Source organism: Streptomyces sp. NBC_01214 (assembly GCF_026340975.1).
Taxonomy (GTDB): Bacteria; Actinomycetota; Actinomycetes; order Streptomycetales; family Streptomycetaceae; genus Streptomyces.
This window is the reverse complement of sequence record NZ_JAPEOS010000003.1, coordinates 1,633,247-1,653,032: the sequence shown is the minus strand read 5'-3', so window position 1 is coordinate 1,653,032 and position 19,786 is coordinate 1,633,247. Positions and strand designations below refer to the sequence as shown.

Sequence of the window (19,786 nt, the reverse complement as noted above, 5' to 3'; positions counted from 1 at the left end):
AAGAAACGTACACCTTGAACTCGATGGAAGTTGCTCGGTTCCACGAGCGCATGGTGTTGTTGCGACGAAAGTTGGTGCAGTCCGGCGCAATGTGAGGCGCGCAGATATCAACGAGCCCGAAATGCTCTACGCGTTCGATGGAATGGCTGGTTTCATCAGGCGGATAGTTGTTTCGTCCCGAATCCCACAGGGCGTTCTGTATCGATTCAGGTCAACTGCGGAAAACACTGACCCCGCCTCCCCCAACAGCCCCTTCACGTGCGGCAACAGGGGGCGCCGCTCTCACCTTAGTCACAGCTGACTCCCTGGAGTGGATCGAACGATGAATTGACCATGAGCCACTTCTGCGACCACGGCGAAAGCTATCGGCCCGAACTTCCGCCGTACAGCCTCCCCCTCGCCCGCCCCGCGGAAAAGAGTTCGATTCCGCCATCGCCCCAACCAGCGAAGGGGTGCGAATCGAAGCAGCAAGACCTCCACGATCAGCAACGTGAGCTGCATCTACTCACACTATTTAATATTCAACGACACTTCGGGGGTCGCCGGATAATGACTCAATTGACGAATTTTGGTTTTCCGGGTTTGGCGATGCATCTGGCGACCTCTGATGTGGCCGATGCGGGCGAGGCGTGCGGTGCGCGCATGTCGGCCCGGGCCGAGCGCTGGGGGGACACCGGCGCACAATGACGAACGTGCGCCCGGTCGCGTGCGCCTGCGCAGCGGTACGGACGCGGCCGCCCCGGGCCGGATCCGCGCACCGGATCCCGCCACGGGGTGCCACTGCCTTCGCGCACGGCACACCGCGTGACCTGCGGTACCAGGGCGGGGACAGCGGGGCGAGGGCAGCGGGGTGAGGGCACCGGCGCGAACGGGGCGGTGCCCGCCCGCCGTATCAGACCCTGACCCGGCGCACGAGCACCCCCAGTGCGGCCGCCCCGAGCAACGAGAGCAGGGCGGCGGCACGAAGGACCAACTCGATGGCGGGGCCGTCGGAGGCCGCACTGCCTGCGGAGCCGCTGATCACTTCCAGCACGGTGGAGGCCACGGCCACCGCCACGGCTCCGAGCAACACCAACGAGGTCAGGACGAGGCCCGAAGCGGCGGCGAGCCGGTTCGCGGGCACGTAGGACTGGGTGGCCACATTGGTCAGTGCCCAGCCGAGGCCCACGCCGAGGCCGACCACGGCGAAGATCGCAGTGTAGAGGGCGAGCGAGGTGGCCCAAGTGAGGGCGAACAGGCTGACGCCGCAGAGCAGCATCCCTGCGGCCATCAGCGATTCGGGGCGCCTGTGTTGTGCGAGGTGACCCGCCCCATAGCTGGCGGCTCCGGCTCCGACGGACAGGGACAGGAAGACCAGTCCGGAGTCGAGCGGGGAGAGCCCGCGGGCCTGCTGGAGGTAGAGCGCGGACAGCACCGCGACCAGGCAGTACACGATGTTGGACAGCGAGCCGGCCAGCGTGATGACGACGAACGGGCGGTTGCGCAGCAGCGCGAGGTCGAGGAGGGGTTCGGCGGTACGCCGCTCCAGTCGTACGAACACGGCCAGGAGCGCGGCCCCGCCGACGAAGCAGCCCAGGGTCGCGGGCGAGCTCCAGCCCCAGTGCTGGCCCTGGTCCACCCCGATCATGACTGCGCTCAGCCCGGCCGCGAGCGAGATGACCCCGGGGAGGTCCAGGCCCCGGGCGGCTTCCTCGTCCCGGGTCTCGGGGACGTAGCGCAGCATGAGTACGGTGGCGGCGACGCAGAAGGGCACGTTCAGCAGGAACACGGCACGCCAGCTGACGTGTTCGGCGAAGGCACCTCCGATGAAGGGGCCCAGGGCGGTGCCGATGGCACTGAAGGCGAGGACGGTGGCGACGGCCCGGCCCTGGCGGGCGTCGCGGAAGTAGGCCGTCACCACCGCGACGGAGACGGGGAAGATCAGGGCGGCCGTGCATCCCTGGACGACCCGGCCCGTGGTGAGCCACGCGGTGTTTTGGGCGGCAGCGCACACGACGGAAACGACGCCGAAGCCGAGCAGCCCGGTGACGAGGACGCGCCGCCGGCCGAGCAGGTCGGCGGCCCGACCACCCGTGATCATGAGGGCGCCGAGAGCGAGCATGTAGCCGCTGACCAGCCACTGGAGATCCGTGGTGGGGGTGCCGAAGTCGCGGGCGATGACGGGGAGCATGAGGTTGAGGGCGAACCAGTCCATCTGCACCAGCAGCATGGAGATGGCCGCGGCCGCGATCACCGCCCGGTCGCGCCCGGAGAAGAGCCCCCTGCCCGGATCCGCCTGTGCGGATGTGCTCATGCCACCGCCCGCCTTCGATCTTTCCGACCATCGTGGCACCGCCCGACGCGCCCGGCGCGCTCGCAGGCCCGGCCGGCTCGTGCAGTACCCACGATCGGCCGCCGCGGCGGGCAGGGCGTTGGGGGCGTTCGTTCACCTGGGCGTGTCGTCGAGGCGGCCCGGTTGTGGTGCAGGGGCGGCGCGTGGTGACGACGACTGCCCGGCACCCGCTCTCGGCGCCGGCCCGGGGAACGGTCCGCGACACGAGCACGGCGGCTGGAGTCTCGCCCTGGTCTGCCGCTTCACGCCCTACTCAGGCCCTCCCCACCGGCGGAGGGCGGGCGGACAGGGTTGACTTCGACCTCGATTGCGGCTCCCCACCGGGCGGCGGTCCCAAGACTCCGTGCCGCGGCATGTACGGATCCGCACAGCACGGGCGGTGGGGCCGATGGGGCCGATGGGGCCGGTGCCAGGCTCCTTGGCGGTGGTGGTCATGCCGTGTCGCCCCGGGTCTCGCTGAGGCAGCAGGCGGGGGCCAGTTCGGGTCGTGTCGGCGAGGAAGGCGCGGGAGTGCCTCAGCTGGCCGGCTCTTGATGTCTGGGAGCCAGCCGCGGCGCCGAGTTCGCCGTCGCCGACGACTCCCCCACACCGAGCTCCGGTCATCGGTTGCTGGGACTCAGCAGCGTTGCAGCCGCGGCAATGAACGTGCCGGATGCTTCCTTGGCTGCATGCCGCTGGGCGTCCAGCTCGGTCCGGTCGGCAGCCTTGCGCAGCGCGTACGTGGCATCTGCGGCCTGCTGAGCGGGGCCGGCCAGCTCGGGGACCAGGACCTGAAGGCGGATGTGGGGCGCGGTGATGGCCGCCCGGGTGTCGTGGGACCTCGTCTGGGCCTCCAGCTGGTGCTCGGTACCCGCTTCGGCCAGGGCCAGACGCTCCCGATGGAACATCGCCGAGCGGTGCGCGTCCAGGGCGGCCGCGAAGTCGGTGACGGCGCCGAGCTGGTCCTGGCGGTGGCTGTCCGCGCGCTCCTCGGCGCGGGCGGTGCGTGCTGAACGGTGCTGGAGGAGTCCGGCGGTCAGGGCACCGGCGAGGGTACCGAGCACGGCAACGATCGAAGTCCATAGGGACATCAGGCGTTGGGTCCTTTCGGGTAGTCGGATTCGGCGGCGGGGTCGGCAGACGGCGGATGGCGGATGGCGGATGGCGAGGTACGCGACGCCTCCGGTGACGGGGTTGCGCCAGCGCGCACCGGCCCCGCCGTGACAGCCGGTTTCCGGGTGGGGGCAGAGACCAAGATCAAGGATCCAGCGCAAGCAGTGGAAGCAGTGGAACACCGTGCTAGAACCCGATCTGATGACCCGTCGGCGTGTGATCGCGTCTGCGCAGGTCAGCGGGATAGTACTGCGGGTGTTCGCGAACTCGTACGACCGTCCGCGAAGCCCTCCCCACCCTCGGATGCGTCATCATCTGCCGGCGCCGGTCGGCAGCAGGTCAGCGCCGCCACTCGTAGACACCCGGTGAGGACTCGAGGACCTCGCTCGGCCACTGCTTGCGGACCAGCTCGAGAAGCCTCCGTTGTTCGTCGATCCATCCGTCCTGAAGGCCCATGGGAAGGAAGACGGAGGCGCACGAAATGCCGAGATCTTCCACGCGGACAGCGACGCACCCGTGCTCTTCGTTGCGCGGCTGGATTCTGATCTCGGGGCTGTGATCGTCGTCCCTCCAGCAGACGTCGCGCCCGCCAGCGAGTTCGTCCAGCGCCCGCGACCAGTCCTCCAGGTCGGAAGGGATCAGCGTCATGGCCAAGCGGCCGGTGACGAAGCTGCTCGTGACGAGGACCTCCGCGTCGAGCCGGTCGTGAAGATGGAGCAAGCCCGCTGAGCTACGCCCCAGCACCCTCACCCGGAAGCTGTTGTCGCCATCCGAGAGGCTGATCAAATCCACTGCGTACCCTCTGCTCCGCTCACCGACATCTGTCAGGGCTCATGCTGCTGAACCGCTCTTTGTGACACAACCAGGTTGTCCTAGCCCCGTTCTGGTTGAAGGACCACCCCGACGAGGCCAACGAGTTCACACGTTTCCGCGGGAGCTGACCGACGCGCATGCGGTCAACGAGCTGGAGGCGCGCTACGAGGGGGCCCGTTCCGGCGGCGGTCTCGACCGCCGCCGGACCTGCGCCGGACCTGTGCCGGGAACGGCTACTGGCCGGGTTCCGACGAGGAGACGCGCCTCCTGCTCAGCGGCAGAGTCGAGCCACCCGCTCCAGTTCGTCCGCCAGCAGCGCCGGGTCGCGGGGGCCGATGTGCGGGGCGGCCAAGGACCGTACGCGGAAGCGGTTGTCCGGGGTCGTCTCGTCAGCCTCCCGGATCATCAGGTCCTGGAGGGCCAGTGGGAGCGTCCGGTCTTCGGTGAACCGCACGAACGTGCGCGGGATTCGACCCCACTTGTGCGCCAGACCACGACCGTCGGACGCCCCGATCGCGGCCGACTCGTCCGGTTCGAGGATGTTGAGCATGGCCCTCACCTCGGTGTCGGAGTAGTCGGCCGCCATCGCCTCTTTGGCGATCTGGAAGAACGCCGGATCGTTGCTCCGCCAGTTGACCCGGGTGACCCCGAGCTCCGGAGGGGTGGGGACGGGGGTCATCTTGAAGATGTAGCTCGTGGCCGCTTCCGGGGTCGCCATCAGCTCGCTCACCGAGGCCCGCTTCGACGGGCACAGGGCGGAGACGTACACCAGGTGCGAGATGAGCTCGGGCACCAGGTCGGCCGCCGCGTTCACGGTGACACCCCCCAGGCTCTGGCCGGCCAGGACCACCGGGCCGTTGCGATGTGCCCGCCGCACCACCGCGGCCACATGTGCGGCACAGTCGGCCAGGGTCGTCCCGGCGATCGGGGAGGGCTCCGTGCGCAGCCGCTCCAGGTCCTGCGGCGCTTGGTACGAGAGCGGAAGGTAGGCGCCGGGGCCGTGGCCGGGCAGGTCGACCGCGACCACGCGGTGCCCGCGCAGGCCCAGTTCGGCCGCTACGGGAGACCAGCCGTAGGCATTGCTGCCCGATCCATGGACCAGGACGAAAGTGACCGACGGATCGGCCGCATCCATTAAGTTACTCATGAGTACATGCTATGTCCATGGCCGCTGCGAGGTCGATACCCGTCCGCCACGCTCGACGGGACCACCCCACATGACGACCGGCCCGCCCCACCGGACGGCGCACCGCCTGACGCCCGACCAGGACCAGCGCGGAACCGAACCGGAGTCGAGACGCATCATTGAACATGTTCAGTGATCATCTTTTGGGAGTTCCCTTGTCCACGCAGCGCAGAAGGATCGCGATCTGGCTCTCGGCCGGAGCAGTGGTGACCGCCCTGACGTCCGCCAGCTGGTGGCTGTACCAGGCCAACCTGGAACTGGACGGGAAGTACCCGGTCTCCTGCGGTGAAGCCATCCACTTCCTCCAAACCGCCCAACCTCCCGGGACCGCACGGAACAGGCAGTGCACGAGGGGCCAGTGGCAGACCACTTGGTACAACATGGACTTCCAGGCCCCACGAACAGAGGCGGAAGCATGGCTGCGCAGCACGTATCCCGACGCGCGGGTGACGAGTGACTGCGTCAATGCCGATCTCTGCTCTCGGCCCTCCGCCCCTGCGGGCGGCCCCGGGGACGACAGCGCCGACCACCTACGGGTCGACATCCGCTTCGAGGAGCGCGACTCCGCACACGTGCACGTCTACGGAGGTACGTCGAACTGACCGCATCCTGGCGGCCGTCAAGGGAAAGCGGTGCCGGCCACTGCGCCACGCCAAGCCCATGCTCGTCAACTCTCCCGCGCCGTCCGCCGCCCACCGGCCGCCCGGCGCGGCAGCCCCGCCACTCTGAACCACACCGGAGAACAGAACCAGATGAAATACCGCCTCTTGGGACAGACCCGCGTCAGCGCGATCGGCTTGGGTGCCATGCCCTTGTCCATCGAGCACCGGCCGGACGAACAACGAGCCGTTGCGACCATCCACGCAGCCCTCGACGCCGGCGTCACGCTCATCGACACGGCCGATGCCTACCATTGGCACGCCGACGAGCGCGGTCACAACGAACTCCTCATCGCCCGCGCCCTCGCCCGCTACAGCGGCGACACATCCAACGTCCTCATCGCCACCAAAGGAGGCCGGGGCCGCTCCGGGGACGGCGGCTGGACCGTCACGGGTACTCCGGCCCATATCAAGCGCGCCGCCGAAGGCTCCCTCAAGCGCCTGGGTTTGGAAGCCATCGGCCTGTACCAGCTGCACAAACCCGACCCTGATGTGCCCTGGGCAGAATCGGTCGGCGCGCTGCGCGAGCTCCTCGACGCCGGCACCGTCCGTGCCGCCGGCATCTCCAACGTGTCCACCGAGCAGATCAGGGAAGCGCACGCCATCCTCGGAGATGCGCTCGTCTCCGTACAGAACCGGTACTCTCCCGCCGTTCGCGAAACCGAACCCGCGCTGGAGCTGAGCACCCGACTCGGCCTGGCCTTCCTACCCTGGAGCCCGTTGGGCGGCATCTCGCGCAGCTCCCTGGACGGCCCGTCCGGCCCGTCCGGCCCGTCCGGCCCGACCTCCGTCGGCACCGCCTTCCACCGCGTCGCGGCCGAGCGCGGCGTCAGCCCGCAGCAGATCGCACTGGCTTGGCTCCTGGCCCGTTCCCCCAGGGTCATCCCGGTACCGGGAGCAAGCCGCCCGGCCTCGATCCAGGACTCGGCCCGGGCCGCGGAGATCGAACTGGAGGCAGCAGAACTGGTGGAACTCGAAGCCGCACTACCGAGCTGACACGCGCATGCCTACCGAGCCGGATGCTGTCCGGTCTCGTGCAAGCTGGCAGCTCCTCATCGCATCTCATGCGATGTGGCGGGCACTCAATCGGTCACGGCTGGTCTGAGTTGTGCAGTACGGCTGTCCGGGAGGAATCTGGTCGCGCCCCGGCTGCTGAGACGCCAGGATGCGGCCATGGCTGACGATCCCTTACTCCTGCGTGCCCGCGAGCTTTGGGCGGAGCTGGCGGGCGCGCCAGTCGAGTTCTGTCCACCGGCTCCTTCAGGAGGGGCAAAAGTCGTGGTCGCGCCCGGGTCGCAGTTGTGTCCGCCTTCGTGGACCGGGTTCGTGCGGATCGGTGACGCCGCCCTCGTCACTGCGCCGAGCGTGCAGGCCGCCAGGATGGTGGACGACGCCACAAAGAAGATGACCCACGAAGAGGTCGTTGACATCGCTCGTCTGCGTGCGGTGCTGCCCGTTCTCGATGTTCTCGGGCCGGCTTCGCTCTTCTATCTCGGCCGGGAGGACTTTCTTCCTGCGCATGGAGGAACCGACGTCGAGCAGTTGCCGATCGGTGATCGCGGCCTGGCCGCGCTGCTGGCCCTGGCCGGGGAGGAGGAGGCCGGCGAGAGCGGTCTGGAGGACATCTCTTCACCCGCGTTCTGCCTTCGCCGGGGCGATGCAGTGGTAGCCGCAGCCGGGTACCGTTCCTGGCCGCAGTCGGTTGCCCACCTGAGTGTGCTGGTGAGCCCGCACTGTCGGGGCCGGCGCCTGTCCCGGGCCGTGGCGTCCGCAGCAGTGGCCCATGCCCTCGGTGCCGGGTTGCTGCCGCAGTGGAGAGCGCGGCTCCAACCATCACAGCGTGTGGCCGTAGCTCTGGGGTTCCACGAGCTGGGCGCCCAACTCAGCGTTCGGCTTGGCGACGTCCCTCTCGGGCGGCATGGCAACGACGCGGGTCAGCATCGTGGCTCTTCCGCCGATTGCGCTGCAACGGGGCAGAGTCGCCGTGTCTGGTGATGATCTCCTCGGCGGTTGCGTTCTTGCGCTCGCTGCGTCGGAGGACCCGGTCCCAGGACCGCCGCCTGACCTGCAGCTCGATTTCTCCAAGGACGGGTGGGACAACAGCTTTACGCCCCTGGACCGGGACACGGCCGGCCGTGTGGTGGTCGCCGGGGGCCCATGGGCCGGTGCGCCCTGGCCCGAGGGAATGCTCAATGCCGGGCCGGGCCGTATCGGTGGTCTGGAATGTGCGATCGTCAGTCCACAGGCCCAGATCGAGATCAAGCGGATGATGCCCATCTGGGATCCCTCCAGGCCTCGACGGACCAAGGACGCCGAGGACATCGCCCGACTGGAGGCAGCCCTCAGAGCACGGGACAACCGGTCTGAGTGAGGTACTTGGGCGTCGGTCGTCACCTACCCCCGAGGTGTCCTTCACCAGCGGTGACCGGGTACGCGATGTGATCCACAACTTCAACACCCAACACCGACGGTTTCGACTCGCTGTATCCGAAGTACAAGGGCGGCCGCCCGAAGACGTTCACGCTGCCCGACATCATCTGGCGAAACCGCCACGCCGACGATCGGTGCCTACGCGCCGTCGCGACAGGGCGAACGTAGCCATGGCCTGCTACTCAAAGCCGAGATTCCGCAGGTGGTGGTGGCTGCGGTCAGGCAGTGGGTCCGCGCTGCGGATCACCTCAGGGCTCCAACGAGTCGTTCGTACTGGGCGTCGGAGAGCGTTGGACACCGCTGCACGCCAAGAGCTCGGTCCCGGTGGCGTCGAAGTACAGGGTGAAGAACGAGAGCCCGTCTGCTGCGAGGATGGTCCCGGTCCGTAGTTGCTCGCCGCGGTGCCGCGCGAGGATGTCAACGGTCTCGTCGAGGCCGAGGGTCTTCGGCAGGCCGCGCTTCAACGACCGTTTCAGCCTCGTTGCGGCGATGCCGTGAACCATCCAGTGGGGCACCTCCCCGTCCGAGACCTGTACCTCGCCGCCGGCGGCGATGGCGTCGCGTGCTGCCTTGCACGCGCTCGTCTGGTCGGTGAGCATCGCGGCGATGTCGGGGTGAGTTGCGTGCTCGTCCTCGGTGGCCATGCGCTGACTTTAGAGACTGAATGCGGGCGCTTCTACAGGATTCGGCGCGGCCTACGCGGGGCGTCAGGGGAGGATGGAGCATTCGCGATGTTGTGCCGGACGTGTGCCGGGCGCAGTGGAACGATCGTGTGGTGGCTGGTGTGTTCACGGCGTCGGAGTCGCCTTGGCTACCCCATTCAGCAGGCTGAAACGTTCCTTCAAGAAACTAGTAGTGCTTTGTTAGCTGGTGTCGTAGGGCTGTCGGGGGACGGTTTGTTGGCAGGTGGGGCAGGTGCCGGTCCAGGTGGCGATGAGGTGTTGGAGGAGGTCCAGGGCCTGGTAGAGGGTCAGGCCCTGGCAGGGGCTTTTGGGGTCCTCCGCTGTTCGGTCAGGAACAGATGGGCTGCGGTCACGAGGGTGACGTGCCGGTGCCAACCGACGAAGGATCGGCCCTCGAAGTGGTCCAGGCCCAGGCAGGTTTTCAGCTCGCGGTAGTCGTGCTCGATCCGCCAGCGGGACTTCGCCAGGCGGACCAGGTCCTTGGCGGGAATGTCGTCGGGCAGGTTCGAGACCCAGTACCTCACCGGCTCGGCCTCGTCCTCGGGCCACTGGGCGATCAGCCAGCTGAGCGGGATCGTGCCGTCGGCGGCGGGTTTGGGCCGTCGGCCGGCGAGGCGGACCCGCAGGAGCACGAAGTGCGAGCTCATCGCCGCCTTGGAGCCCTTGCGCCAGGTCAGGGTCCCTCCCCGGTCTCGGCCCGCGGCCATCACGTGTTCGCGTAAGGAGACCGGGCGGGTGCGGTAGCGCGGCAGCGGGCGCGGCCCGAGCCCGCTATAGGCGGGCTGGTGCGGTTCGGCGTCCTTGCCGTGGGCGGTCATCTCGCTCTTGACCTGCAGCACGTAGGCCAGACCCCGGTCCTCCAGGCCGTGGCGGAAATCGGCGTTCGCGCCGTAACCGGTGTCCGCGACCAGCGCGGCGGGCCGCAGACCAGCGCCGGCCAGTTCGTCAAGCATCTCCAGCGCGAGCTCCCACTTCGGGCGGTGGTGCTCGGTATCGGGGATCCGGCAGGCCTTGCGCCGCCCGGCCGCCTCGGCCCTGTCCCAGCTCTCGGGCAGGAACAGCCGCCAGGACAGTGGGCACGAGGCTGTGTCGGAAGCGGCGTGGACACTGACACCGATCTGGCAGTTGCCGACCTTGCCCAACGTGCCCGAGTACTGTCGCGCCACCCCGGGTGATGCGGTGCCGTCCTTGGGGAAACCGGTGTCGTCCACCACCCACACCTCGGGCCGCACCGCCCGTACCGCCCGCCATGCCAGCCGAGCCCGCACGTCCTCGACCGGCCAGGTCGAGGACGTCATGAACTGCTGCAACCGCTGATGGTCCACCCCGAGACGCTCGGCCATCGGCTGCATCGACTTGCGTCGGCCGTCCAACAGCAGGCCCCGCAGATACAACTGGCCCTTCTCCAGCCAGTCCCGCCGCACCAACGGCGCGAACACTTCGGAGGCGAACTCCTCCAACCGGCCCCGCACCGCAGCAAGCTCCCCAGCCCTCATACAACCAGCGAACTACCGAACACCCGACGTGACAAGACCCAGTAACAAAGCACTACTAGGGCCTGTCTCTCCGATCATGATCGGAGCCAGATGAGGAGTGTGCGGCGGCGGTGACGGTGCCGAAGTAGACGTATCCGCGCTTGTCATACCGAGTGGCGACGGCTCTGAATTGCTTGAGCTTGCCGATGGCCCGGTCCGCTGTGTTGCGATCTTTGTACCGGTCTTTATCGAATCCCGAAGGCCGTCCGCCGCGTGAACCCCGGCGCAGGCGGGCAGCCTTGTGGCCCTTCTTCTCCGGGATCGCGTGCCGGATGCCGCGTTTGCGGAGGTAGGCGCGGATCTTGCGGTTGCTGTACGCCTTGTCGGCGCTCACGCTATCCGGCGTGCGACGGGGACGGCCGCGTCCCGCGCGGGACGCGGATCTTGTCCATGACCGGCTCGAACTGCGCGCAGTCCGCCTGTTGTCCCGGCGTGATCAGCAGAGACAGCGGGCGGCAGCGGCCCTCTGCGGCAATGTGAATCTTGGTGGCCAGGCCACCGCGGGACCGGCTGAGGGCCTCCCCCGGGGCACCGCCCCCTCCAGGAGGCCGTGCAGCATCCCGATGACCGGCAGCCGCCGCACTGGCCTTCGGCGGCCCCTTTTGAAGGGCTCGGTGGCGCGGGCGGTGGAGTCTGAGGTGCTCCTGCGGCGTGCGCTTGAGCGCGCGTGATGGTGGAGTCGACGTTGATGTTCCAGTCGATGCCGCCTTCGGCGTCGACGGCGGACTGAACGTGCCGCAGGAGCCTCTCCCAGGTGCCGTCGGCCGACCGCAGCAAGTGCCGCTTGTGGACGATCTACAACGAGCCGAAGCGTTCGGGCAGCTCCCGCCACTGCACCCCGGTGCCCAGCCGGTGAATGATCCCGTTGATCACCTGCCGGTGATCGCGCTACCGGCCGCACCGGTTGTTACTTACCGGCAGCAGCGGCTCCAACACCGCCCACTCGCCGTCCGTCAGATCCCCCGACTCAACATGGCCAGCCCCACGGTCTCCCTGCTCGCAGCGACGGCTATTCGATGACCGCAGTGGCTTCGACCTCGACCAGGAGGTCCGGTTCCCCCAGCGCCGCAACACCCAGCAGGGTGATCGGCTTGACCGGATCGATGCCCAGCTTCGCTGCGGCCCGACCCACGCCCTCACCCAGCAGCGGCATCTTCTCGGGACTCCAGTCGACGACGTAGATGGTCAACTTCGCCACGTCATCGAAGGAGCCGCCGATCCCGGCCAGAGCGGTGGCGATATTGAGATAGCACCGCTCGACCTGAGCGGCGAAATCTCCCTCGCCCACGGGCCGGCCGTCGGCATCGCGGGCGACCTGCCCCGCAAGGAACACCAGCTTCGATCCGGTGGCGACCGACATCTGTCGGTAGACCTCGGGCTTCGGCAACCCCTCGGGATTGACCAGCGTCACGGACATGAACGGCCTCTTCCTCTTGGCGTCAGGAGCAGCAAGATCAGCACCCCATGAAAGCATAGCGATGCTATGTATTGTGGAGCCATGGCAAGGACGAAAGATCCAGCGGTCCGCACCCTGCTGCTCGACCGAGCCGCACACATGCTGCGCTCGAGGCAACCGCTCACACTCCGCACCCTGGTCGCCGGAACCGACGTGTCAACGATGGCCGTCTACACCTACTTCGGCGGCATGGACGGCCTGTGGAAGGCGCTGCGGCAGGAAGGCTTCACACGCCTGGCCGCCCAACTCGCGGTCGTCAAGATGTCCGCAGACCCGGTACGAGACCTCGCCGCACTGGGAGCCGCCTACCTGGCCAATGCCATGGAGAACCCCGACCTCTACCGCGTCATGTTCGACGCGAGTTTCGACCTCGAAGACACTGGTGCCGCGGACGAAACCCTGCACCACCTCGTCCGCGCCATCGAACGGGCCAAGGCGAACGGCCGCTTCCGCAACGAGGTCGACCCGCTGGAACTGGCAACACAGAGCTGGACCATCGGACACGGACTCGCCTCACTCGTCGCCACAGGCCCCCTACCGCCCCAGACACTTGCTCACGGCGTGCCCATGCTGACCGCACTGTTCACCAGCGCAGGAGACGAACCCGACCGATGTCGCCGGTCGGTTGAGCACGGCTGGGCTGGGGCCGGATAGCCCCAGCCCGGTCCGGCTCTCGCGATCGGAGAGACAAGCCCTAGTGATCGCGCTGCGTCGCGAAGCCGCGGATCCAGTCCGCTCGGCCTACAGACGCACGCTGTTCGACATCTCGAAGTCCGCGGCCGGCTGGATCGTTCCTCCTCGACTTCGGCTACGGGAGCGGCTTCCCCTTCCTCAACTCCGACCACCGCGGCGACCGGTTCATCTGGGCTTGCAGCTAGGGCGATACCTTCAGACCGCAGTGTGGCCGCCACAAATCGACTGCTGCCTGGGGCGGGCTCGGCTACCGTCCATCCGAGTGACGAGTGACAGGGGGCCTGATGACGATGCCAGCATGGGAAGAGGCGCTTGAGCGGCTGTGTGCCGTGCAGGTGCCGGAACAAGATGACACCGATCTCCCTGATGAGCTCTTCGACCGCGTAGACGATCTCATTGACGCCTACGGTGCCGACGACATTGCCGGGATCGTCGCCGAGGCTGTGGTAGCAGGCCGGGCGACGCTAGAGCAAGCAATCGTGTTCCTGAACGTGGCAGCGTGGTCGGGGACGGACAACGGTGCGTCCATGACGCGCACTCTGGACGAGTGGGTACGGCAGGCAGACAACACTCTTCGTCTGGGTATCGCACTGCACCACGAGTACTACCCCTTGGCCACACGTACGGAGATGCTTGAAAAGCTTGCCGAGATCGCCCTGCGCTTTCCGGAGCACCGGGCGATTTGCGAGCGTCACATGGCCGACCGGCCCGCGGACCGACCCCGCAGTTGACGCACGGAGCTCCTACCCGTGCCAGGTCGTTGGTCAGCTTGCGACGCTGTCCGAGGTTCAGTGGGCCAGGATCGAGCCGTGGCTTCCGGCCGCGCGATCACTTGGCTCGTGGAGGAAGGGTTACCACCGACTGCGGTGTCCAACGCTCTTCTTGCGCGAGCCCACGCCGAAGGTGATCTGGACCGGATCGTGGCAGTCAACGCCCTCGGGCGGTCACGTGGTGGGCTGACCCCAAAGGCGCACTTGGCGGCCGACGGCAACTGCCGTCCGCGGACCTTCGTGCTCACGCCAGGCCGGGCCAAGCCAGACCGGCCCGGCCCGGCCCGGCCGGGAAGCGCCCGCATTCGGGCGATCACTGCTGCGACGCGTGTGCCCGTCCCCTGGGTTGACCCCGGGCGCGACCGGCCATCGTTCCTGCGGACAGGCCGGCTTCTCTGGACCGGGGCAGAGTGTCTTGCCTGCCCGTCCGACTGGGGCCGGGCCCCGATGTCCGAGCGTGGGTCCATCGTCGTGAGTTCTGATCGGGTCGTGGTGGGGACGCAAGGTGGCATACGTAGGGGATGGTCGACTGGTTGCGACACCGGAGGTTCGCGCCTATCTCGATGCGGTGTTCACACCGGGCAGCCTGTTGGGGCGCGAAGTGACCACCCGCGGCAGCTCGTTGAGGTGGTGGAGGTGACACGGCTCTCGTCGATCCGTGTGCCAAGCGGCCGGCTCGTGTGGACACCCCATGGCTGGAGGACGAAGACGGGGAGCCGCGGGAGCTCGCGGTTCGCATTCCTCCCGGCGTGTACGGGTGGGTGCGGCATGGACGGAGGCACCGTACGAGTTCATGGGGAAGTACTTCTCCGTCCGCGAGGTAGCCGCGACACGTCTGTGCGTGCGGGAGGGCACGGTGGCCGTCTGGGAAATGGGGCTCGCCCTGGGCGACGACATCGAGCGTCTTCGTCGGGGCGACGAGGTCGGATTCAACACGGACGCCTCCACGGGCGCCTTCGGCGACGCGACAGCCTGGCCTGCGCTGACAGCGCCGTTCCGCAACTTCTGGGAGCAGCGCAGGACGGCACCGGGCACGCTCGTGTCCCGTGCCACCGAGAGCCTGGGCGACGGCCAGTTCGAGAGGTCCGTGATGAGGCCCGGGGCGCAGACCTCATCACCTTCTCCGTCACTGAAGGACTTTCCGTAGCCTGGCTCGGCCGTACAGAAGACGGAGAACTCATCTCCATCGTGGTCATGGGCCACATGGGCATGGAAGCGCTGGCCTGAGGACCATTCAGCACAGCTCTCTGGTGACGGCGGCTTCTCGCGAACAGGGAGGTTCGACGACGCTTCGGCTGGCCGCCGCAGACCTGCACCGGCAGGTTCAGAATCGGGCAGTACGGGCGTACCGGTCCATGGTGGGGTCGAGCGGTGTAGCGCGTGGTGCGGGTACGAACGAGGTTACGGGCGCCAGGGGTCCGGACAGGCCCGCCGGGGGTTCCCCCTTCGCCGTCGCCGAGCGGGACCACCCGCTGCTGGAGGGGCACGACGTCCTCGAGGCCGTCCACGGCGACCACCTTGGCCCGCAACCAGGCGGGGCTGGGGGGGAGCCGACCACCTATCCGGCTCGGGGAGCGGAGCACGAGGGCGGCCGGGTCCGTATCGGTTTGCGGTGCCGCGGGAGGGCCGACGGTACCCAGGTCGAAGCGCAGCCGGTCGACCAGCGGACGAGAACGAGAATGAGAACGAGACGTCGACGTAGCCGATGTCCGTGAATTCGGCTTCGCGGCGTCCAGGCCACCCACAGCCTCGGTGAGCGACGAGGAACGACGAGGAGTGCGGACGCCCTCCGCCCGGATCCTCTCAAGCCAGGACGTTCACGGCCCTGGCGACGACGAGGCCCAGGATCATCAGCGAAAGGACGGACTGGAGGGTCATGACGCTCTTGGCCCAGGGGACGAGCGGCATGACGTCGGTGGGGCTCAGTGCGGTGGAATTGGTGAACCCGAGGTAGAGGTAGTCGATGTAGTGGGGGCGCCAGTGCGGGGCGTTGAGTTCGGGGCTGAGCTGCTGGGGAAAGGCGAGCGCTGGAGTGGGGGGCATGTGGTGGGCCCGGGCGGCCGGCCCGCCGCTGTCGAGTTCGAAGTACAGCAGGGAGAAGGCGAGAACGGTGGAGGACCAGACGCTGCCGCCGGCCAGCAGGAGGGCATTGGCGGAGTTGGTCTCGTGTCCGCCGTGGATGAGGTCGTCGATCAGCTGGATGGTCGACCAGATGGCGCTGCCCACGAGCACGACGACCAGGGCGACCGCCACTGAGCGCAAGACGGTGGAACGGCGGCTGATCCGACCGGGGTCTCCCGAGATCAGCGCCACCAGCAGGAGGCCTTCGGCGAGGGGAAGCGCCCATCGGGGCCCAAGACGCAGGTCGTCGGGCAGAAGCAGGGTGAGCACCGCCGAAGCGACGACCGCTGCGGCCATCGGCCAGCGGCTCTCCGTGCGGACGGCAGATCGCGGATGCGGCTCGCTCGGGCTCCTACGGTCCGTGTCGGACGTGTTCTGTCGGGTCACGGCCGATCGCCTCCCGAGCCCGGTGGCAGCTCAGATCGCATGTGCCGTCAGGGTCGTACGGCGTCGGGCGTCGCGGATCGTACCGGTCACCCTTGATTTCGGGTTCATGTGCCGCTCCTCGCAGGTGAAGACGTACGGGGCCGCTCCTTCGGCGACCTCGACGACCTCGACGACCGCGACCGGGACGCACGCTCGGGATGACGCAGCGCTGGACCGTAGATCCACCGTAGACCGGGGGTGGACGTGGCCCGCGGCCGACACGCTCCGCGTTCACACGCCTGCTGAAGCGGCAACCCGGCAGGCTCAATGCAGTGGGTCGAGCAGCGTCAGACGGAGTCGGTGTGTTTGTGCAGCGCGGCGCTCGCCCGGAATCGGATGCGGCCACACCGGTCCCTTTCGTCGGGTGACGCGTCTTCTGGGCAGCAACAGTGGCGCGCCAGCCACCGAAGGTCCTCTGCTGTGAGCCAGAGAGCTATGCGCCCTTGCGCGGCTTCTTCCTGCGAATTGGTGGGGATGACATCGGCCATGTGCACCACCCTATAGAGGTCTGATGTGTTCACGACGGGGCCCGTGGTGGCGGAGGGGGCCGGCGACTTCGACCTCGATGCCGAGGCTGGTGCCATGGTCGATGACTGCGGTGCGGTAGCCGGTACCGGCGCAGGCCTTTCCCCGAGTCGAGGCGCGGGGCCCTTCGCTATCTGCGAGAGCGTCGGATGCCGCCGGCGTTGTCGGAGGCACGGCCGCGGCACCGAGGGCCACCAGGAGGGCTGCCCACGAGTACCGCGGACCGGCGGACGCTTCGCGAGCCGTCGAAGATCACTTCCCATCCTTGAGGTGATCGCTTCCTCGATAGAATCGACGAATGCCGCTGACACGTTCGGACATGGTCGATGTGAGCGTGGCGCTCGACCTCGCAGGCACGAAGTTCCACGCGTCTGCCGTGGGAGGAGCCACGGTCGTCGTCGGGACGATGGCGACCGTGATCATTGCGCATGTCGTGGACGACCCGGCTGCCAGCGGCGTATGGAACGACCAGGAGTTCCGCCTGCACGGTCCCACGCCTGACCTGGCTGCATCGAGACTCACCGAGCCAGCCCCGTTCACCACGACCGGGCCAGCGCCGTTCACCACGACCGGGCCGGAGCGCGGCCACCCGGTGCACCTGTTCGTCCGGATCGACGAGCTCTGCACCTACCTCGGACTCGTTCGCCACTCTCAGAGCAAGTGGGCCGACGGCGAGCTCTACAGCTGCCACCTGCGCATCGATCCGCCGTTGAGCCGTGAGCTGTTGGACAAGGTCCGACCCCCGGGCACCCAGCCGGCCCTACCGGGCCTCGGCTGGCTCGACCATGTGGAGACCGAGCCCGGCAGGGCCGTGGAGCTCTTCGTCACCAGCTGGTATCCCAACAAGGCCGAACCACGTCCCGCCGCCGCGATACCCGGCTCCGTTCCGCCGGCACTGGCCGGCTTCTACCGGCTCGCCGAGAAACACCCGGCGATCCTCGGAGGGCAGAACTTTCTCGCACCGCCGGCAGAACTCACGACCGACGAACGCGCAGAGCGCCTGATCTTCGGCACCGAGAACCAGGGCGGATGGGAGTGGTCGATCCCCTGGGATCTCGACGCCGCCGACACCGACCCGGAGGTCTGGCTCACCGAGGAGGACGAGCCGGTCCCCGAACAGGAGCCGCTGAGCGGATTCCTCCTGCAGTTCTCGCTGTACGAGGCCTCGATGACCGCACCGTACAAAGCGTTCGCCCGCGCCCTCCCCAGGCAGTTGCTGCCCCGGCTGGAGAGCTGCTTGCACCGCGTGCCGCTACGACCGTTCCTGTCCCCCATCTCCCCGAAGGACTTCCTCGTCGGGCCCGGCGTGATCGCCCACGTGTCACCGGGCTGGCACGACGAGGACGAGGACGAGGTCGACGTCTGGATCGGCGCCCACCACCGCAGCGCACTGCGCCCGCTTGGTGAGGTCGACATTCGCTGGTCTCGGTTCGACGGCTGACCGTCATCTCCCGGATTCCCACGGGCGTAGTCGAGTTGGGCTGTCCCACAGCTCCCGAAGCCGTTGACGACCGCTTCCTGTCCGCGTGATGACCGAGCGGCAGCCGAGATGATCGCGGGGTGGTCAGATCAGGCGGAGCTGCTCTCCTGGGAGACTGGGCAGGAGCGTGTTCTGCAGGCGGCGAATGTTCGCACGCCAGGGGGCCCCATCCGGTCCCGCCCATAGCTCCATCAGTTCGGACGGCTCGGTCATGACCCGGTCGAGGGCCTGGAGGGCGAGATCGCGCAGGCCGGCGACGACGTCGGGAAGGGGCTCTTCCGGCCCGTAGACGGGATGGGCCGGCTCACCGCCGGGGCATTGTGCGGCAACGAGGGCGGCCGCGGCTACAGCTCGATCGGATTCGGGTGCTTCGAGGTAGCCGCTCGCGGTGTCGATCACACGAGTGAGAGCGCCTCGGACGATGCCCTCGCGTTCACCTGCTGCCGCCTCATCGAGGTCGTCGCAGAAGTCTGCCGCGGTGTCGTTGTCGAAGGGCCCGGCGTCCCACGTCCCCATGTGTCTCTCCCACTCGTGATCCGAATGTGGGCATCCTGGCAGAGGGCACTGACAGCGGAGACCGCGCTGTCCGGGACGGTGAAGTGGAGGCGCGGGAGCTAGCCTTCGCCCTCAGAACGGGGCGCTGGCTACTCGTCGTGGAGTTGCTGAAGGATTTGAGTGAACTCTCCGGTCTCGAGCAGGCCGACGAGCACCTGGGTCATGTTGTCGATGCCGGGCTCCCGGACGATCAGTCCGTCTGGACACCAGAAGAAACTGCCGCCCAACTCTTCGCCGGTGTGGGACCACCTCTCCATCAGCCGCTCGACCTCGGCGAGTGTGAACACGGTCGCGCTCCAGCGAGAGTCGTCCGCGTCAGCCGTCAGCCGCACCTCTACGTCGATGTTGCAGACGGCATCCAGATCTTCGCCGACCCTGGGAAGGAAGGACGCCTGGAACAGATCTGTGCGGACGCGGTACCAGGGTCCGCCCCACCCCTGGTCAGTGACCTTGCCCCCAGTGTTGGTCATCCCGGAAGTCTGTCGATCTGGGTCGGCGTGCTCAATCAGTTTCCCTGGCGAGCCGCAGGCGCGTGAAAGTGAACCTCGTCCCTGACGATCTCAAGGACCGGATGGCCCCGGTGTTGCTGGTGCACCAACGGCGGCACCGCCACCCGGGAGGCTCCCGGTGCCCGACCTGGTCGGACTGTCTGGCATCGCTTACGTGCTGTGCAAGGGCGTGGCCCGGCGCGACCAACCCAGCGAACTCGTCAACCGCGATGGCACCCCGCCCGCCGTCACGCGCACCAGCGGCATCATCTGCCTTCGACGCCTCCGACGCCTCCGTAGAACATTCCGGAACGGTCAGCATGGCGCCGGAACGCCTCGCCGACCGGCACCGGACCCGCGCCGAGCCGTCGCTCCGGTCTCGCGATCTGCCGAGAGCCGGCCGGCTGCGAGCAATTGAGCGCGGCAGCCGCCGCCGACAGCGACCCGACCGATCCGATCCAATCCGACACACGGTCACGAAGGTTCGCCACATCGTCAGTTCCTTTGGACCAGCATGACCAGCAGGTATGCGCATCGCGCAG

The 19,786-nt window shown here is 68.0% G+C and carries 18 protein-coding genes and 4 pseudogenes; 10 read left to right on the top strand and 12 right to left on the bottom strand.

What is annotated here, in order from left to right:
- Positions 1-333 precede the first annotated feature (333 nt).
- Positions 334-687, top strand: a complete 354-nt coding sequence (locus tag OG594_RS43890) for a hypothetical protein (RefSeq protein WP_266608107.1) — start codon at positions 334-336, stop codon at positions 685-687.
- 205 nt (positions 688-892) lie between these two features.
- Here OG594_RS43890 and OG594_RS43885 read toward each other — a convergent pair whose 3' ends face one another.
- From OG594_RS43885 to OG594_RS43870, 4 genes are all read right to left on the bottom strand, one after another.
- Positions 893-2,293 carry an MFS transporter gene (locus tag OG594_RS43885; protein ID WP_266608105.1) on the bottom strand — a complete coding sequence of 467 codons (1,401 nt, stop codon included), beginning with the start codon at positions 2,291-2,293 and terminating at the stop codon, positions 893-895.
- 638 nt (positions 2,294-2,931) lie between these two features.
- Positions 2,932-3,402 (bottom strand): hypothetical protein, encoded by a 471-nt coding sequence (locus tag OG594_RS43880; protein WP_266608104.1) that lies wholly within the window; start codon positions 3,400-3,402, stop codon positions 2,932-2,934.
- Positions 3,403-3,763: 361 nt separating this feature from the next.
- Complete coding sequence (locus tag OG594_RS43875) at positions 3,764-4,216, bottom strand: DUF5959 family protein (protein ID WP_266608103.1); 453 nt, start codon at positions 4,214-4,216, stop codon at positions 3,764-3,766.
- Between the two features lie 292 nt (positions 4,217-4,508).
- Positions 4,509-5,384 carry an alpha/beta fold hydrolase gene (locus tag OG594_RS43870; RefSeq protein ID WP_266608101.1) on the bottom strand — a complete coding sequence of 292 codons (876 nt, stop codon included), beginning with the start codon at positions 5,382-5,384 and terminating at the stop codon, positions 4,509-4,511.
- Between the two features lie 194 nt (positions 5,385-5,578).
- Between OG594_RS43870 and OG594_RS43865 the strand changes: the two genes are divergently transcribed.
- The 4 genes and pseudogenes from OG594_RS43865 to OG594_RS47255 form a co-directional block, all read left to right on the top strand.
- A complete protein-coding gene (locus OG594_RS43865) occupies positions 5,579-6,025 on the top strand; it encodes a hypothetical protein (RefSeq protein ID WP_266608099.1) in 447 nt (148 codons plus the stop codon).
- A gap of 150 nt (positions 6,026-6,175) precedes the next feature.
- Positions 6,176-7,078, top strand: coding sequence for an aldo/keto reductase (locus tag OG594_RS43860; RefSeq protein ID WP_266608097.1), 903 nt, complete (start codon positions 6,176-6,178; stop codon positions 7,076-7,078).
- 177 nt (positions 7,079-7,255) lie between these two features.
- Positions 7,256-8,077, top strand: a complete 822-nt coding sequence (locus OG594_RS43855) for a GNAT family N-acetyltransferase (RefSeq protein WP_266608095.1) — start codon at positions 7,256-7,258, stop codon at positions 8,075-8,077.
- A gap of 407 nt (positions 8,078-8,484) precedes the next feature.
- A pseudogene (locus tag OG594_RS47255) lies at positions 8,485-8,614 on the top strand (IS630 family transposase); the annotation flags it as partial.
- A 146-nt stretch (positions 8,615-8,760) separates the two neighbouring features.
- Here the strand turns inward: OG594_RS47255 and OG594_RS43850 are convergent.
- From OG594_RS43850 to OG594_RS43835, 4 genes and pseudogenes are all read right to left on the bottom strand, one after another.
- Positions 8,761-9,156: a hypothetical protein gene (locus OG594_RS43850; protein WP_266608094.1), complete on the bottom strand. Its 396-nt coding sequence runs from the start codon at positions 9,154-9,156 to the stop codon at positions 8,761-8,763.
- A gap of 326 nt (positions 9,157-9,482) precedes the next feature.
- Positions 9,483-10,691: an IS701 family transposase gene (locus OG594_RS43845; protein ID WP_266608090.1), complete on the bottom strand. Its 1,209-nt coding sequence runs from the start codon at positions 10,689-10,691 to the stop codon at positions 9,483-9,485.
- A 74-nt stretch (positions 10,692-10,765) separates the two neighbouring features.
- Positions 10,766-11,687, bottom strand: a pseudogene (locus OG594_RS43840) (IS5 family transposase).
- A 52-nt stretch (positions 11,688-11,739) separates the two neighbouring features.
- Positions 11,740-12,147 carry a RidA family protein gene (locus tag OG594_RS43835; protein WP_266608088.1) on the bottom strand — a complete coding sequence of 136 codons (408 nt, stop codon included), beginning with the start codon at positions 12,145-12,147 and terminating at the stop codon, positions 11,740-11,742.
- 81 nt (positions 12,148-12,228) lie between these two features.
- On the opposite strand from OG594_RS43835, the gene OG594_RS43830 reads away from it, so the two are divergent.
- From OG594_RS43830 to OG594_RS43815, 4 genes and pseudogenes are all read left to right on the top strand, one after another.
- Complete coding sequence (locus OG594_RS43830) at positions 12,229-12,840, top strand: TetR/AcrR family transcriptional regulator (protein WP_266608086.1); 612 nt, start codon at positions 12,229-12,231, stop codon at positions 12,838-12,840.
- Between the two features lie 323 nt (positions 12,841-13,163).
- On the top strand, positions 13,164-13,610 hold the full coding sequence (locus OG594_RS43825; RefSeq protein ID WP_266608084.1) for a hypothetical protein: 447 nt from the start codon (positions 13,164-13,166) through the stop codon (positions 13,608-13,610).
- Positions 13,611-13,808: 198 nt separating this feature from the next.
- Positions 13,809-13,907: pseudogene (locus OG594_RS43820) on the top strand (IS5/IS1182 family transposase); the annotation flags it as partial.
- A gap of 535 nt (positions 13,908-14,442) precedes the next feature.
- Positions 14,443-14,796, top strand: a complete 354-nt coding sequence (locus OG594_RS43815; RefSeq protein ID WP_266608082.1) for a DUF4241 domain-containing protein — start codon at positions 14,443-14,445, stop codon at positions 14,794-14,796.
- A 656-nt stretch (positions 14,797-15,452) separates the two neighbouring features.
- Here the strand turns inward: OG594_RS43815 and OG594_RS43810 are convergent.
- Entirely contained in the window at positions 15,453-16,067 is a 615-nt protein-coding gene (locus tag OG594_RS43810; RefSeq protein ID WP_266608080.1) for a hypothetical protein, read from the bottom strand.
- Positions 16,068-17,019: 952 nt separating this feature from the next.
- On the opposite strand from OG594_RS43810, the gene OG594_RS43805 reads away from it, so the two are divergent.
- Positions 17,020-18,162 (top strand): hypothetical protein, encoded by a 1,143-nt coding sequence (locus tag OG594_RS43805; RefSeq protein ID WP_266608078.1) that lies wholly within the window; start codon positions 17,020-17,022, stop codon positions 18,160-18,162.
- 123 nt (positions 18,163-18,285) lie between these two features.
- Here the strand turns inward: OG594_RS43805 and OG594_RS43800 are convergent, their stop codons facing one another.
- From OG594_RS43800 to OG594_RS43790, 3 genes and pseudogenes are all read right to left on the bottom strand, one after another.
- On the bottom strand, positions 18,286-18,717 hold the full coding sequence (locus OG594_RS43800) for a DUF4259 domain-containing protein (protein WP_266608077.1): 432 nt from the start codon (positions 18,715-18,717) through the stop codon (positions 18,286-18,288).
- A 128-nt stretch (positions 18,718-18,845) separates the two neighbouring features.
- A complete protein-coding gene (locus tag OG594_RS43795; RefSeq protein WP_266608075.1) occupies positions 18,846-19,226 on the bottom strand; it encodes a hypothetical protein in 381 nt (126 codons plus the stop codon).
- A gap of 380 nt (positions 19,227-19,606) precedes the next feature.
- Positions 19,607-19,779, bottom strand: a pseudogene (locus OG594_RS43790) (LysR family transcriptional regulator); the annotation flags it as partial.
- Positions 19,780-19,786 lie beyond the last annotated feature (7 nt).